Source organism: Stenotrophomonas sp. AG209 (assembly GCF_003550055.1).
Lineage (GTDB): Bacteria > Pseudomonadota > Gammaproteobacteria > Xanthomonadales > Xanthomonadaceae > Stenotrophomonas.
Genome location: NZ_QXDB01000001.1, coordinates 881,855 through 896,435, shown reverse-complemented (window position 1 = coordinate 896,435; position 14,581 = coordinate 881,855). Strand labels below are relative to the sequence as shown.

Here is a 14,581-nt window from a genome sequence, read left to right as displayed (position 1 = left end):
CATTTTTCGTGGCAACGGCTCCTTATAATGTCCCCGTACCTCTGGAGTAGCCCCATGGCCGTCAGCCTGACCCCCATTGCCTTCGAACGCGTGCAGCGCTTCGTCGCCCAGACCCCCGGTGCGCTGGGCCTGCGTTTCGGCGTGACCAAGACCGGCTGCTCCGGCTGGGGCCACGTGACCGACCTGGCCCGCGACGAGCGCGAGGGCGATACCGTGTTCGACCAGGACGGCGTGAAGATCTACGTCGACGCCAAGAGCCTGGCGCTGGTGGACGGCACCGTGATCGACTTCGGCAAGCACGGCCTGAGTGAGACGTTCACGTTCAGCAACCCGAACGCCACCGCCGAGTGTGGCTGCGGCGAGAGCTTCACCACCGACGCCGACAAGGCCTGAGGGCCGGCCGCCGGGCATGGCCCTGCGCTGACAAGGCGTGCTCTGGTAGGTGCCGACCTTGGTCGGCACGCTGGGCTCGGCAGGGATCCCGAGGATGGAACGACCGGCTTTCACCTATCACCCCAATGCCTACGCCCTCTCCTTCGAAGAGGTCGACGGGGTCTGTGACTGCTGCGGGCAACCGCGGACGCTTCGTTACCGGGGGCCGTTCTACACGCGCCTGCGTCCCGATTACCTGTGCCCCTGGTGTATCGCCGATGGCGGGGCAGCGGCCAGTTACGAGGGTGAATTCACCGGCTGGAGCGATATCGAGGGGGTATCCCCGGATCCGGCCGATCCGCCGCCGACCATCGCCCGTGAGCTGCTGCTGGAGATCTGCGAGCGCACCCCGGGTTACTCGTCCTGGCAGCAATCGGTCTGGTTGAGCCACTGCGAACGGCCCTGCGCCTTCCTCGGCTACGCCGGCAGCGACGATCTGCTGCCGATCCTCGACCAGGTCCGGCCTGACGTGGTCGAGATCAATCCGCGCGACGCCGAGTGGGTGCTGGAGCATCTGAGCCGGGACGGGATGATGGTCGGCTGCCTGTTCCAGTGCCTGGAATGCGGCCAGCATCGCCTTCACGTCGATCTGGGATGAGCACGTGCCGGACATGGTGCGGCGCTCCCGTTCAGGTTGCCCGGTTCCCGCCCGGTTGCCCGGTGGCGCCGCTTGCCGCATAATGCGCGGCTTCCTGCCTTCCTGGCGGGAATCCTTGCCCCACCGCGGTCTCAACGGCGGGGGGCTGTCCGGCCGCAAGGCCACATCCGAAAGGTAGAAAAAACATGAGTCGTCATTACGAAATCGTGTTCATGGTCCACCCGGACCAGAGCGAGCAGGTCCCGGCCATGATCGAGCGCTACAAGTCGCTGGTCGAGAACGGCAACGGCACCATCCACCGTCTGGAAGACTGGGGGCGCCGCCAGCTGGCGTACCCGATCCAGAACCTGGTGAAGGCCCACTACGTGCTGATGAACATCGAAGCCGACCAGGCCGTTCTGAACGAACTGACCGAAAGCTTCCGCTTCAACGACGCCGTGCTGCGCAACCTGGTCATCAAGCGTGACGAGGCTGACACCGAGCAGTCGCTGATCATGAAGAGCAAGGACGAGAAGGGTGACAAGCCGGAGCGCGGTGAGCGCCGTCGTCGTGACGACGAAGAAGGCGAGTCCACCACCACCGCTGACAACGAAGCCGGCGACGACGCCGCTTCCGCCGCCTAAGGAGCCTTCCCATGTCCAAGTTCTTCCGTCGCCGCAAGTTCTGCAAGTTCACGGCTGAAGGTGTGAAGGAGATCGACTACAAGGATCTCAACACCCTGCGCCAGTACCTGACCGAGAACGGCAAGATCGTGCCGAGCCGCGTCACCGGTACCAAGTCGAAGTACCAGCGTCAGCTGGCGACCGCCGTCAAGCGCGCTCGCTTCCTGGCCCTGATCCCGTACACCGACAACCACGACGTCTGATGCCCGGCGGGGCGGCCCGGTGCCGCCCCCGCTGTGCCAGCTATTCGGACAGCCTTTGTTGCGGGGCATCGCCTCGCTAACGAATAACTCATCTGGAGCAATACCATGCAGCTGATCCTCCTGCAGAAAGTCACCAACCTCGGCAACCTGGGCGACCTGGTCGACGTGAAGCCGGGCTACGGCCGTAACTTCCTCGTGCCGCAGGGCAAGGCCGTTCCGGCCACCGAGAGCAACAAGGCCGAGTTCGAAGCCAAGCGCGCCGAATACGAAGCCAAGGCCCAGGCCATCCACGCCGACGCTGACGCCCGCAAGGCCAAGCTGGAAGGCGCGAGCGTGACCATCCCGGCCAACGCTTCGACCGAAGGCAAGCTGTACGGCTCGGTCGGCGCCCGCGAAATCGCCGATGCCTTCACCGCTGCCGGCCTGCCGGTCAGCAAGAGCGAAGTCATCCTGGGCGAAGGCGCCTTCCGCAACATCGGCGAATACGACGTGCTGGTCCACCTGCACGCCGACGTCGAGACCACCGTCAAGGTCGTCGTCGTCGCCGAAGCCTGATCCCACGCCGCAAGGCCTGGAATCACCGCAGAACGGGCGCCCGCAAGGGTGCCCGTTTTGTTTTATGGCTCCGTTTCGTGGCGTCGGGCCACGTCCGGCCGGCGGGGTAGGGCTGGACAATGTTCCACGCCCATTCGTAGAACACGGCCACATCGGTATACTCAGGGCGTCACACCCGTTCCACGGGCATCGATCCCAACAGGATCAATGACTTGGAGGGTAAACGCAGGCCGCTTGCCGGCCCCAGTCCGGAACCCCTATGCGTCTTTCCACGATCAAGCTGTCCGGCTTCAAGTCGTTCGTCGATCCGACCACCCTGCACCTGCCGACCAACATGACCGGCGTGGTGGGGCCCAATGGCTGCGGCAAGTCGAACATCATCGACGCCGTGCGCTGGGTCATGGGCGAGAGCTCGGCCAGCCGCCTGCGCGGCGACTCGCTGACCGACGTGATCTTCTCCGGTTCCAATGCCCGCAAGCCGGTCTCGCAGGCCACCGTCGAGCTGATCTTCGACAACTCGGACCACACGATCTCGGGCGAGTACGCCTCGTTCAACGAGATCTCGGTCAAGCGCACGGTCAGCCGCGACGGCACCAGCAACTATTACCTCAACGGTACCAAGTGCCGCCGCCGCGACATCACCGACCTGTTCCTCGGCACCGGCCTGGGCCCGCGCAGCTACTCGATCATCGAGCAGGGCATGATCAGCCAGATCATCGAGGCGCGGCCGGAAGACCTGCGTGTGTACCTGGAAGAGGCAGCCGGCATCTCCAAGTACAAGGAGCGCCGCAAGGAGACCGAGACCCGCATCCGCCACACCCGCGAGAACCTGGACCGGCTGGGCGACCTGCGCGACGAGATCAGCAAGCAGCTCGAACACCTCAAGCGCCAGGCCAAGCAGGCCGAGCAGTACCAGGCGCTGCAGGAAGAGCGCCGGGTCAAGGATGCCGAGTGGAAGGCCCTGGAGTTCCGCGGGTTGGACGGTCGCCTGTCCAAGCTGCGCGAAGGGCTGTCGCAGGAAGAGACGAAGCTGCAGCAGCTGATCGCCGACCAGCGTGACGCCGAGGCCCGCATCGAGACCTCGCGCGTTCGACGCGAAGAGGCCGCCGACGCGCTCAACACCGCGCAGGCTGCGGTCTACCAGGTCGGCAGCACGCTGGCGCGCCTGGAACAGCAGATCCAGCACCAGCGCGAGCTGTCGCAGCGCCTGCACAAGGCACGCGATGAAACCCGCCAGGCACTGGCCGAACTGGGCCAGCACATCAGCGGCGACGAGGCCAAGCTGATGGTGCTGCGCGAAGCGGTCGAGGCCGCCACCCCGCAGCTGGAGGAGCTGCAGGAAGAAAACGAGATCAAGCAGGAAAGCCTGCGCGAGGCCGAAGACCGGCTGGCCAGCTGGCAGCAGCGCTGGGAACAGCACACCTCGCAGAGTTCGGAGGCCTCGCGCGCCGGCGATGTCGAGCGCACGCGCGTGGACTACCTGGACAAGCAGATCCTCGATGCCGACCGCCGTCGCGAGGCTCTGGCCGCCGAGCGCGCCGGGCTGGACGTGGACGCGCTGGAAGAAGCCTTCGAGCAGCTGCACCTGCAGCACGACACGCAGAAGACCGCGCTGGATGAATTGAGCGAAGACGTCGAACTGCGCAAGCAGGGCGTGGCGGCAGTGCAGGAACAGCAGCGCAATGGCCAGAACGAACTGGCCGAACTGCGCAAGCAGGCCAACGGCCTGCGCGGTCGCCTGGCTTCGCTGGAAACCCTGCAGCAGGCCGCGCTGGGCCAGGAGCAGGGCGCGGCCGTGGCGTGGCTGAAGGCGCGCGGGCTGGATTCGGCGGCGCGTGTCGGCGAACGCCTGGACGTCGATGCCGGCTGGGAAAATGCGGTGGAAAGCGCGCTCGGCCAGTTGATCGAAGGCGTGCTGGTCGATGACCCGGGCAGCCTGGTTGATGCCCTCGGCGAACTCGGCGACGGCCACATTGCGCTGGTCGCCAGTGCGGGTGCCGACGTCAAGGCTGCACCGACTTCGCTGGCGGCACGCGTGCGCGGCCCGGCCGCGATCCGTCGCCTGCTGGCGCACCTGCATGGTGCCAAGGACCTGTCCGAGGCGAAGGCCCTGCAGGCCAGCCTTCCGGAAGGCGATTCGATCATCACCCAGAGTGGCGAACGCCTGGGTCAGGGCTGGCTGCGCGTGTCGCGCTCCGGTGCAGCCCAGCAGGGCGCGCTGCTGCGCGAACGCGAGATCAACGAGCTGCGCGAGCAGATCGAACAGCTGCAGGATCGCGAGGCCGAGCTGGAAGAACAGCTGGGTGGTTTCCGCGAGCAGTTGCAGGCGGCTGAACAGCAGCGCGAAGACGCGCAGCGTGCGCTGTACCAGGCCCATCGTGCGGTGTCCGAGCTGGCTGGCCAGCTGCAGGGCCAGCAGGGCAAGGTGGAAGCGGCGCGTACCCGCATCGACCGCATCGAAGGCGAACTGAAGCAGCTGCAGGAAACGCTGGAAGCCAACAACGAGCAGGCGCGTGAAGCGCGCTCGCGGTTGGAGAACGCGGTCAGCAGCATGGGTGACCTGGAATCGACCCGGCAGGGGCTGGAGGGAGAGCGCCGCCAGCTGACCGAGGCCCGCGACCTGGCCCGCGACGCCGCACGTGCGGTGCGCGAGCGCTCGCATTCGCTGGCCCTGACCCTGGAATCGCAGCGTGCGCAGCTGGCTTCACTGAGCCAGGCGTTGGAGCGCATGGGTACCCAGCGAGGGCAGTTGGATTCGCGACTGGGTGAGCTGCATTCACAGCTGGACGAAGGTGATTCGCCGGTCGAATCGCTGCAGGCCGAGCATCAGAATGCACTGGAAGAGCGCGTGCGGGCTGATCGCGTGCTGACCGAAGCGCGCACGTTGTTGGACGGCATCGACGCCGAGCTGCGCAATTACGAGCAGACCCGTCACCAGCGCGACGAACAGGCGCTGGCCCAGCGCGAGCGTATTTCGCAGCGCAAGCTGGACCAGCAGGCGCTGGTGCTCAGCGCGGACACCCTGCAGGGCGCGGTGGAGAAGGCCGGTTTCGTGCTGCAGGACGTGCTCAACGCACTGCCCGAGGACGCCCGCCTGGGCGACTGGGAGCAGACCGTGCACCAGATCGACGGCCGCATGCGCCGGCTGGAGCCGGTCAACCTGGCCGCCATCCACGAGTACGGCGAGGCCTCGCAGCGTTCGGACTACCTGGATTCGCAGCACACCGACCTGACCACGGCGCTGGAAACCCTTGAGGATGCCATCCGCAAGATCGACCGCGAGACCCGCGGCCGCTTCAAGGACACCTTCGACCGCGTCAATGCCGGCGTGCAGGCGCTGTACCCGCGCCTGTTCGGTGGCGGCCACGCCTACCTGGAACTGACCGGTGAAGACCTGCTCGACACCGGGGTGACCATCATGGCGCGTCCGCCGGGCAAGCGCGTGTCCAGCATCTCGCTGCTGTCCGGCGGCGAGAAGGCGATGACCGCGGTCGCGCTGGTGTTCGCCATCTTCCAGCTGAACCCCGCGCCATTCTGCCTGCTGGACGAGGTGGACGCGCCGCTGGACGAAGCCAACGTCGGCCGGCTGGCCAACATGGTCAAGGAAATGAGCGAGAAGGTGCAGTTCCTGTTCGTCAGCCACAACAAGGCGACGATGGAGGCCGCGCACCAGCTGTCGGGCGTGACGATGCGCGAACCGGGCGTCAGCCGCCTGGTCAGCGTGGATCTGGAAGAAGCCGCGCGATTGGCGGGCGCGGCCTGACGTGCCATCCTAGTTACCTGAATGAACTAGCCGGAGAACCTATCGAATGTCCGACACGGCACTGTTGCGCATCGGCATCCTGGCCGCCGGCCTGCTGTTGATCGCCGCGATCTTCCTGTTTGGCCGTCCGAAGAAGAAGCCCCAGGGGCGCCGCGTGGACAGCGCGGAACCGACCAGCGGCGAGCGCCGCGAACCGGTCCTGGGCGAGGACGGCGTTGTCGTGGCCGATGGCCGCGTCGAACCGGGCATGGGCACGGAAGGCGAGCAGGCCGAACTCGGCCTGGCCGATACCGATCCGGGCGCCAGCGATCTCGGCAAGCGCGCCACCCAGGATTTCGACAAGATCGTTTCGCTGTTCGTGGCCGCCCGGGCCGGCGAGCAGCTGCGCGGCGAAGACATCGTGGTGGCGGCGGAGAAGACCGGCCTGGTGTTCGGCCACATGAACGTGTTCCACCGCTTGGTGGAAGGCCACCCCGAGCGCGGCCCGATCTTCTCGATGGCCAGCATCATGAAGCCGGGCAGCTTCGACATGGCCAACATCCGTGCCATGGAAACCCCGGCCATCGCCTTCTTCCTGACCCTGCCGGCGCCGCTGACCGCGCTGGACGCCTGGGAGAAGATGCTGCCGACCGTGCAGCGCATGGCCGAACTGCTGGATGGCGTGGTGCTGGATGACAGCCGCAACGCCCTGGGCCGCCAGCGCATCGCACACATCCGTGACGAGCTGCGCGCCTACGACCGCCAGCACCAGGCCCCGCCGCTGACCAAGACCCCGCGCTGGTAAAGGCATTTTTTGGGGTGTGCCGACCAACGGTCGGCACCCACAACAGTAGATCCACGCCATGCGTGGATAGGGCGAACCAAGGTTCGCCCCCACCAACAGGGTCAGGCCGGCACGCCGGCCACCTTCGCGAACGCGCGGCGGAACGCGGCCATCTCGTCCTCGCTGCCGACGGTTACGCGCACGCGCTGCGGCCAGATCGGCCAGCTGCGCCCGATCACCACGCCGTTGTCGGCCATCGCCTTGGCGAACGTGCTGCCGTCGCGTTGCACGTCGACCACGAAGCAGTTCGCCTCCGACGGCAGGCAGCTGAAACCGCGCTTGCCCAGCCATGCGATGGTGGCCTGGCGCACCTTGGCGTTCTGCAGGCGACGCTGCGGAATCAGCTGCGGATCGTGCAGGCTGGCCAGCGCCGCCGCCAGCGCGGGAACCGGCAGCGGGTTGTCGCCGAGGCTGGCCAGCTCGCGCAGACGCTCGGGATGTGCGGCCGCTACGCCCAGGCGCAGGCCGGCCATGCCGTACAGCTTGGAGAACGTACGCAGCACGATCAGATCGTCGCGCTGCGTCACCTGCTCGATCAGGCTGGGCTGCTCGCTGTACTGCAGGTAGGCCTCGTCGACCAGCACGCGGGTGGAGGCGGGCTTGTGGGCCAGCAGCCAGGCGAGCTCATCCGGTGGGCTGATCGAGCCGGTCGGGTTGTTCGGATTGCACACGTACAGCAGCCCGGTCGGGCGCGCGTGCGCGGCTGCGACCATCGCACGCAGGTCGTGTGCGCCGTCATTGCGCAGCGGCACCTTCTGCACGTGCGCGCCATGCGCGGCAGCGACCTCGCCCAGCGTCTCGAAGGTCGGGTCGGCCACCACCAGTCCCGCCTGCGGGCCGGTCCACAACGTGGCGGCGCGGTTCAGCGGTTCGCTGGAGCCCGGATAGAGCCGCACATGGTCGGCCGGGATGCGGGCCTGCTCGATGAAGGCATCGCGTACCTGTGCCGCCAGGGCGAAGCGGTAGCGTCCGCAGCTGGCGATGCTGTCGCGCGCCGCCTGCTGGGCGGCGGGGGAGGGACCGTACGGGCATTCGTTGAAGTTCAGTAGTACGGCGCCTTCGGCAGGGGGCGCGGCGACGGCGGCCGCGGGTTGGGCCTGGCCGAGTTGCGGCAGGCCGCTGCTGGCGACGGCGAGGCCGGCACCGGCCAGTTGCAGGAAGCGTCGACGGGAGGCGGGCAGGGGCACGGGTGGGATTCCGAGGGGCAACCGTCGCACGCTAGCGCTGGCGGGGGTGGGCGGCAAGCCCGCCTTTTGTGGAGTCGAACCATGCTCGACCGCAGATGTGCCAACCAAGGTTGGCACCTACCAGGGCGGGGGAAGTGGTTGGCACGTACCAGAGCGGGGGAGTGCCAGTCGAGCAAGCTCGACGCTACGAAAGGCGGCGGCGTTACAGGGCCTGACGGCCGGGCGCGGTAGAATCCCCGGCCATCCCAGAACCACCGGATCCCGATGAGCCCCAGCCCCGCCGAACGCGCCGAAGACCTTCGCCGGCAGATCGCCCAGGCCAACCGCGCCTACCACGAGCTGGATGCGCCGGAGATCCCCGACGTCGACTACGACCGGATGGTGCGCGAACTGGAAGCGCTGGAGCGCGAGCACCCGGAACTGGCCCGTGCCGACAGCCCGACCCAGCAGGTCGGTGCGCGCCCGTCCGGTCGCTTCCCCGAAGTGCGCCACGCGGTGCCGATGCTGTCGCTGTCCAATGCCTTCAGCGATGAGGAAGTGGCCGACTTCGTGCGCCGCATCGATGAACGCCTGGGCCGTCGCAGCCTGCGCTTCTCGGCCGAGCCGAAGATGGACGGCCTGGCGATCAGCCTGCGCTACGAGGACGGTCATTTCGTACTCGGCGCAACCCGCGGTGATGGCAGTACCGGCGAGGACGTGACCGCCAACCTGCGTGAGATCGGCGACGTACCCAAGCGCCTGCACGGCAAGGACTGGCCCGACGTGCTGGAGGTGCGTGGCGAGGTCTACATGGCCCGCGCCGACTTCGAGGCCTACAACGAGCGTGCGCGCCAGCAGGGCGGCAAGGTGCTGGCCAACCCGCGCAACGCGGCAGCCGGTTCACTGCGCCAGCTCGATCCGAAGATCAGTGCGCAGCGCAGGCTGAGTTTCTTCGCCTACGGCACCGGCGAAGTGCAGGGCGGCGAGCTGCCGGACACCCATTCGGGCACGCTGGCCCAGCTCGGTGCCTGGGGCTTTCCGGTCAGCGAGTTGTGCAAGGTGGTGGAAGGCACCGACGGCCTGCTCGGCTACTACCGTGACATCGGTGAGCGCCGTGATGGCCTGCCGTTCGATATCGATGGCGTGGTGTACAAGCTGGATGACCGCGCCGGCCAGCAGGCGATGGGTTTCGTTTCGCGCGCGCCGCGCTGGGCCATCGCGCACAAATTCCCGGCGCAGGAACAGAGCACTACGGTGGAGGCGATCGAGATCCAGATCGGCCGCACCGGTGCCGCCACGCCGGTTGCGCGACTGGCGCCGGTGGCTGTGGCCGGCGTGATCGTATCCAACGCCACGTTGCACAATGCCGACCAGATCGCGCGCCTGGATGTGCGCGTGGGCGACAGCGTGATCGTGCGACGTGCGGGCGACGTGATTCCGGAAGTGGTCAGCGTCATCCTCGACCGCCGCCCACAGGGCACCTCGCCCTGGCAGATGCCGACGCGCTGCCCGGTGTGCGGCTCGGAAATCGTGCGCGAGGAAGGTGCCGCCGCATGGCGCTGTTCTGGTGAACTGTCCTGCCCGGCGCAGCGCAAGGAGGCGATTGCCCATTTCGCTTCGCGTCGTGCGATGGATATCGACGGCCTCGGCGACAAGTACATCGAAACCCTGGTCGACGCCGGCATCGTCAGGAGCGTGGCCGATCTGTACCGGCTCAACCGCGACCAGCTGCTGCACCTGAAGCTGGTGCTGGATGCCGAGGACCCTTCCGCACTGGCCGCCGCGCTGAAGCTGCACCTGCCGGCCGAAGGCAGCGGCGCGGTGCTCAATGCGGTGCTCAAGCTGGATGGCAACGATCCGGCGTGGCGCGCGCAGGCGCTGGCGCAGCCGGCCAGCTTCGAATGGAACACGAAGAAGATCGCCACCAAGTGGGCCGACAACCTGATCGCGGCAATCGACGCCAGTCGTGCGGCCACGCTGGAGCGCCTGCTGTTCGCGCTTGGCATCGAGCACGTCGGCGAGAGCACGGCCAAGGCGCTGGCGCAGTGGTTCGGTGACCTGGAGCTGATCCGCCACCTGCCGTGGCCGTTGTTCAAGCGTGTGCCGGACATCGGTGGCGAAGTTGCGCGTTCCCTCGGCCATTTCTTCGAGCAGCAGGGCAACCAGCAGGCCATCGATGACCTGCTGCAGGTCGGGCAGGTGCGCATCAGCGATGTGCACGCGCCCAGCGCCAAGCTGCGCGAAGGCCTGGATCTGGCGCAGCTGCTGGTTGAATCGGAAATCCCCGGCATTACCCGCCTGCGTGCGGAGAAGCTGGCGGCTGCGTTGCCGGGCGCTCAGGCGGTGCTGGATGCCGAGCATGGCCAGTTCGTCAACGCCGGCCTGCCGGACGACACTGCGCGCGGTCTGGCCGAGTGGCTCGATGCCGATGGCCATGGCGCGATGCTGCTGGCGGCCGAGAAGGCGATGCAGCAGATCCTGATCAGGGCGCCGGCGCTGGCCGAGATCGTGGCCGGACCGCTGGATGGGCAGACCGTGGTGCTGACCGGCACCCTGGCCCAGCTCACCCGCGATGCCGCCAAGGAACGCCTGGAAGCGCTGGGTGCCAAGGTTTCCGGCAGCGTGTCGAAGAAGACCAGCTTCGTGGTGGCCGGTACCGAGGCCGGCTCCAAGCTGGACAAGGCGCAATCGCTGGGCGTGCCGGTGTGGGACGAAGACCGCCTGCTGGCCTACCTCGCCGAACACGAATGATGACCCCGCCGGGTGCCTGGCGCCCGGCATGAAACACAAAGGAACACCGATGCAGACCGCCCCGCTGGATTTCCGCCTGGCCACCCGTGCCGACGAAGAACTGTTGATCGAGCTGATGCGTGAGTTCTACGCCGAAGACAGGATCGACTTCGATGACGCGCGCGTGCGTCGCGGCGTGGATGCGCTGCTGGCCGATCCGCGCAATGGCGAAGTGCTGCTGTGGCTGGACGAGGCGGGCGAGGTGGTTGGCTACGCGGTGATCGCGATGGGCTTCAGCCTGGAGCAGGGCGGCCATTTCATGCTGCTGGACGAGTTGTACCTGAGCCATCGCGCGCGCGGTCGTGGTCGCGGCAAGCAGGCGCTGGCCATCTGTGAACAGCGCGCTCGCGGGCGTGGCGTCAGCCGACTGCGCCTGGAAGTGAACCACCACAACGAACTGGCCCGCCGCCTGTACCTGGCCAGCGGCTACATCGACGACACGCGCGATCTGCTGACCCTGCCGCTCGACCATCCGCGCCCGGAGGGCATCCTGTGAGCGAGGGCCTGCTGCGCGCGCTGCAGCAGCGTGCCACGCTCAATGCGCTGGTACGCCGCTTCTTCGCCGAGCGCGACGTACTGGAGGTGGAAACGCCGATCCTGTCGGTGGCAGGCAACACCGAGCCGAACATCGACAGCTTCCATACCGATTTCACCGGCCATGTCGATGCCGGTGGCCGTCGTCGGTGGCTGCGCACCTCGCCGGAGTATCCGCTCAAGCGCCTGCTGGCGGCCGGCGTGGGCGATTGCTACGAACTGGGCAGAGTGTTCCGCAACGGCGAGGCCGGTGGCCGCCACAACCCGGAATTCACCATGCTGGAGTGGTATCGGGTCGGCTGGGACCACCACCGGTTGGTGCAGGAGACCGCCGAGCTGGTCGGCCAGGCGCTGGCCCTGGTCGGACGCCGTGCAACGCTGCGTGTGCTGAGTTACCGCGAGCTGTTCCAGCAGCACGTGGGCGTGGATCCGTTCGAGGCCGACGAAGCCGCGCTGCGTGCTGCGCTTGGCGACGTGCACATCGACCCGGTCGGGTTGACCCGCGATGACTGGCTGGACCTGTTGATGACCCACCACATCCAGCCGCAGTTCGATGACGGGGTCATGACCGTGGTACATGACTGGCCGGCCAGCCAGGCCGCGCTGGCCCGCATCCGTGCCGGCACGCCGCCGCTGGCCGAGCGCTTCGAGCTGTATCTGGGCGCGGTGGAGCTGGCCAACGGCTATCACGAACTGAACGACGCCCAGGAGCAGCGCACGCGCTTTCAGCGTGACCTGCAGCGCCGACACGAACGCGGCCAGGTGCAGCCGGCGCTGGACGAAGCATTGCTGGCTGCGCTGCCCTCGATGCCGGCCTGCGCGGGTGTGGCGGTGGGCGTGGACAGGCTGCTGATGGCGATGAACCGCACGCCGCGTATCGCCGACGTGTTGGCCTATGACTTCGCCCACGCGTGACGCTCGCGTGTTGCTGAACATCGCAGGCTGAACGAAACGCGGGTTCTGTGCGCTTGCGTCGGTAAGCAGGATGATGCTCTTATCACGGCCAATGCCGGACACTGGCATGCAGTTCATCCATTCCTGCTGGGGAAGGCTTTGGTCAAGTGGTTCGCGGTTGTCGCTGCACCGGTGTACTCCATTGCGCTCTGGGGTGCCTGGCTGCCGTCGCCGGCGTCGGCCCAGCAGGTGGGCTACGACGACGAAGTGGTGACCTGCGAATCACGCGACATGGGCTGGGTGCACTGCGATATCGAGGTCGCCAACGGCGTCGATCTGGTGCGCCAGCTGTCCAGCAACAGCTGCATCCGCGGCAGCGAGTGGGGGACCGACCGTAGTGGCGTGTGGGTCACCCTGGGCTGCCGTGCCGAGTTCCGCGCGCGCCGTGCCGCGGGTGCCTCACCGGCAGCGAACGAAGGCAAGCGCCTGGTGCGCCGCGTGGTTCGCTGTGAATCCAATGGTCGTCCGCAGAGTTGCCCGGTACGGCTCGATGGCGCGCCGGTGCGCCTGCTGCGCCAGTTGTCGGTGCTGCCATGCCGGGAAGGGCAAGGTTGGGGCTACAAGCGCAATGAAGTCTGGACCAGCCGTGGCTGCCAGGGCGATTTCGAGGTGGCCGATGATGACGGACGCTTCGTCGACATGCCGCGCCGCCTGACCTGCGAATCGAAGTCGAAGAAGCGGCGTTTTTGCGGTGCCAGCATCTCCGTTGGCGCCGTGGTCTCCGAGCAGCTGTCCAGCACGCCCTGCGAGGAAGGCAGCACCTGGGGCTGGAACCGCAACGGGATCTGGGTGGACGGCGGCTGCCGCGCCGAATTCTCGGTGAATTGAGCCCCGGCAGTCTCCAACCCTGCCGGGCGTGGCCCTACAATGGGGCCATGAACACTGCCTCTGACATCGACTACGCCCGTTACGACCACATCCGCCCGATCCTGTGGACCGGCGATGCCCTGCAACTGCTGGACCAGCGCAAGCTGCCGTTCGTGGTCGAGCACGTGGTCTGTCATGACAGCGACGAGGTTGCCAGCGCGATCCACGCGTTGACCGTGCGTGGCGCGCCGGCAATCGGCATTGCCGCTGCCTGGGGTGTCGTGCTGGCCGCACGCGCGGTGCAGGCCGTCGATGGTGCGCACGCCCTGCAGCAGCTGGAACCGGCCCTGCAGCGCCTCAACGCATCGCGCCCGACTGCGGTCAACCTGGCCTGGGCGCTGGCACGCATGCGCCGTTGCCTGAACGCCGCCGGCGCCGACTGGAAGGCATTGCTGGAATCGGAAGCGCAGGCCATCGCCGAGGAAGACCTGGCCGCCAACCGCCACATGGGCGCACTGGGCGCGGGCCTGATCGACGCCGGCAGCGGCGTGCTGACCCACTGCAATACCGGCTCGCTGGCCACTGCAGGCTTCGGTACCGCGCTGGGTGTGATCCGCGCCGGCATGGCCCAGCATCGCATCGCCCGCGTGTTCGCCGGCGAGACCCGGCCGTGGCTGCAGGGTGCACGCCTGACCGTGTGGGAGCTGCAACAGGATGGCATCGATGCCACCCTGATTGCCGATTCCGCCGCCTCGCACCTGATGAAGACCGGTGCCGTGCAATGGGTGATCGTGGGTGCGGACCGCATCTGCGCCAATGGCGATACCGCCAACAAGATCGGCACCTACCAGCTGGCCATCGCCGCCCGCCACCACGGTGTCAGGTTCATGGTGGTGGCACCGTCCTCGACCGTGGACATGGAGACCGTGGACGGCAGTCAGATCGAGATCGAGCAGCGCGACCCGGGTGAGCTGTACGGCGTGGGTGGCACCCGTACCGTCGCCGAGGGCATTGCCGCCTGGAACCCGGTGTTCGACGTCACCCCGGGCGAGCTGATCGACGCCATCGTGACCGAGCGCGGGGTCATCCTGAACCCGACCGCCGAGAACATGCGCGCCGCCTTCGGCGGTTGAAGTGCAGGGGAGGGGCGGCGTGACCTCCGCCCCCGGTAGTGCCGGCCGCTGGCCGGCAACCCCCTAAGTTCCTGATTTGTGCCGGTAAAATCCCCGTAAAGGGAGGCGGAAGACGGCCTGTTGTGGTAGTATCCACAGGTTGAATCGAGGTTCCGGCACGA

Annotated in this window: 13 protein-coding genes; 12 read left to right on the top strand and 1 reads right to left on the bottom strand. The window is 67.4% G+C overall.

Going from position 1 to position 14,581, the window contains the following annotated elements; all coding sequences use genetic code 11:
- The first annotated feature begins 54 nt into the window (after nt 1-54).
- The 7 genes from DFO63_RS04190 to zipA all read left to right on the top strand — a co-directional run bounded on the left by DFO63_RS04190 (nt 55) and on the right by zipA (nt 6,997).
- Complete coding sequence (locus DFO63_RS04190; protein ID WP_006452998.1) at nt 55-393, top strand: iron-sulfur cluster assembly accessory protein; 339 nt, start codon at nt 55-57, stop codon at nt 391-393.
- 94 nt (nt 394-487) lie between these two features.
- Nucleotides 488-1,030 (top strand): CbrC family protein, encoded by a 543-nt coding sequence (locus DFO63_RS04185; RefSeq protein ID WP_101766424.1) that lies wholly within the window; start codon nt 488-490, stop codon nt 1,028-1,030.
- A 185-nt stretch (nt 1,031-1,215) separates the two neighbouring features.
- On the top strand, nt 1,216-1,653 hold the full coding sequence (gene rpsF / locus DFO63_RS04180) for a 30S ribosomal protein S6 (RefSeq protein WP_006452997.1): 438 nt from the start codon (nt 1,216-1,218) through the stop codon (nt 1,651-1,653).
- A gap of 11 nt (nt 1,654-1,664) precedes the next feature.
- The gene (gene rpsR, locus DFO63_RS04175; protein WP_002804494.1) at nt 1,665-1,895 is read left to right on the top strand and encodes a 30S ribosomal protein S18; all 231 of its coding nucleotides are present in this window, start codon (nt 1,665-1,667) and stop codon (nt 1,893-1,895) included.
- Nucleotides 1,896-2,000: 105 nt separating this feature from the next.
- Complete coding sequence (gene rplI / locus DFO63_RS04170; RefSeq protein WP_014037734.1) at nt 2,001-2,450, top strand: 50S ribosomal protein L9; 450 nt, start codon at nt 2,001-2,003, stop codon at nt 2,448-2,450.
- 259 nt (nt 2,451-2,709) lie between these two features.
- Nucleotides 2,710-6,213, top strand: a complete 3,504-nt coding sequence (smc, locus tag DFO63_RS04165) for a chromosome segregation protein SMC (protein WP_119006493.1) — start codon at nt 2,710-2,712, stop codon at nt 6,211-6,213.
- A 46-nt stretch (nt 6,214-6,259) separates the two neighbouring features.
- The gene (gene zipA / locus DFO63_RS04160) at nt 6,260-6,997 is read left to right on the top strand and encodes a cell division protein ZipA (protein WP_049443204.1); all 738 of its coding nucleotides are present in this window, start codon (nt 6,260-6,262) and stop codon (nt 6,995-6,997) included.
- A 101-nt stretch (nt 6,998-7,098) separates the two neighbouring features.
- On the opposite strand, the gene DFO63_RS04155 is transcribed toward zipA, so the two are convergent.
- Complete coding sequence (locus tag DFO63_RS04155; RefSeq protein WP_049443205.1) at nt 7,099-8,223, bottom strand: pyridoxal phosphate-dependent aminotransferase; 1,125 nt, start codon at nt 8,221-8,223, stop codon at nt 7,099-7,101.
- Nucleotides 8,224-8,481: 258 nt separating this feature from the next.
- Between DFO63_RS04155 and ligA the strand changes: the two genes are divergently transcribed.
- From ligA to mtnA, 5 genes are all read left to right on the top strand, one after another.
- A complete protein-coding gene (gene ligA / locus DFO63_RS04150) occupies nt 8,482-10,953 on the top strand; it encodes an NAD-dependent DNA ligase LigA (RefSeq protein ID WP_182474413.1) in 2,472 nt (823 codons plus the stop codon).
- 49 nt (nt 10,954-11,002) lie between these two features.
- Nucleotides 11,003-11,488 carry a GNAT family N-acetyltransferase gene (locus DFO63_RS04145; protein ID WP_014037728.1) on the top strand — a complete coding sequence of 162 codons (486 nt, stop codon included), beginning with the start codon at nt 11,003-11,005 and terminating at the stop codon, nt 11,486-11,488.
- Nucleotides 11,485-12,441: an EF-P lysine aminoacylase EpmA gene (epmA, locus tag DFO63_RS04140; protein WP_119006492.1), complete on the top strand. Its 957-nt coding sequence runs from the start codon at nt 11,485-11,487 to the stop codon at nt 12,439-12,441. Before DFO63_RS04145 ends, epmA begins: the two co-directional genes overlap by 4 nt.
- 138 nt (nt 12,442-12,579) lie before the next feature.
- Nucleotides 12,580-13,308 (top strand): DUF3011 domain-containing protein, encoded by a 729-nt coding sequence (locus DFO63_RS04135; RefSeq protein WP_119006491.1) that lies wholly within the window; start codon nt 12,580-12,582, stop codon nt 13,306-13,308.
- A 47-nt stretch (nt 13,309-13,355) separates the two neighbouring features.
- Nucleotides 13,356-14,420 carry an S-methyl-5-thioribose-1-phosphate isomerase gene (gene mtnA, locus DFO63_RS04130; protein ID WP_049443209.1) on the top strand — a complete coding sequence of 355 codons (1,065 nt, stop codon included), beginning with the start codon at nt 13,356-13,358 and terminating at the stop codon, nt 14,418-14,420.
- Nucleotides 14,421-14,581: the final 161 nt, after the last annotated feature.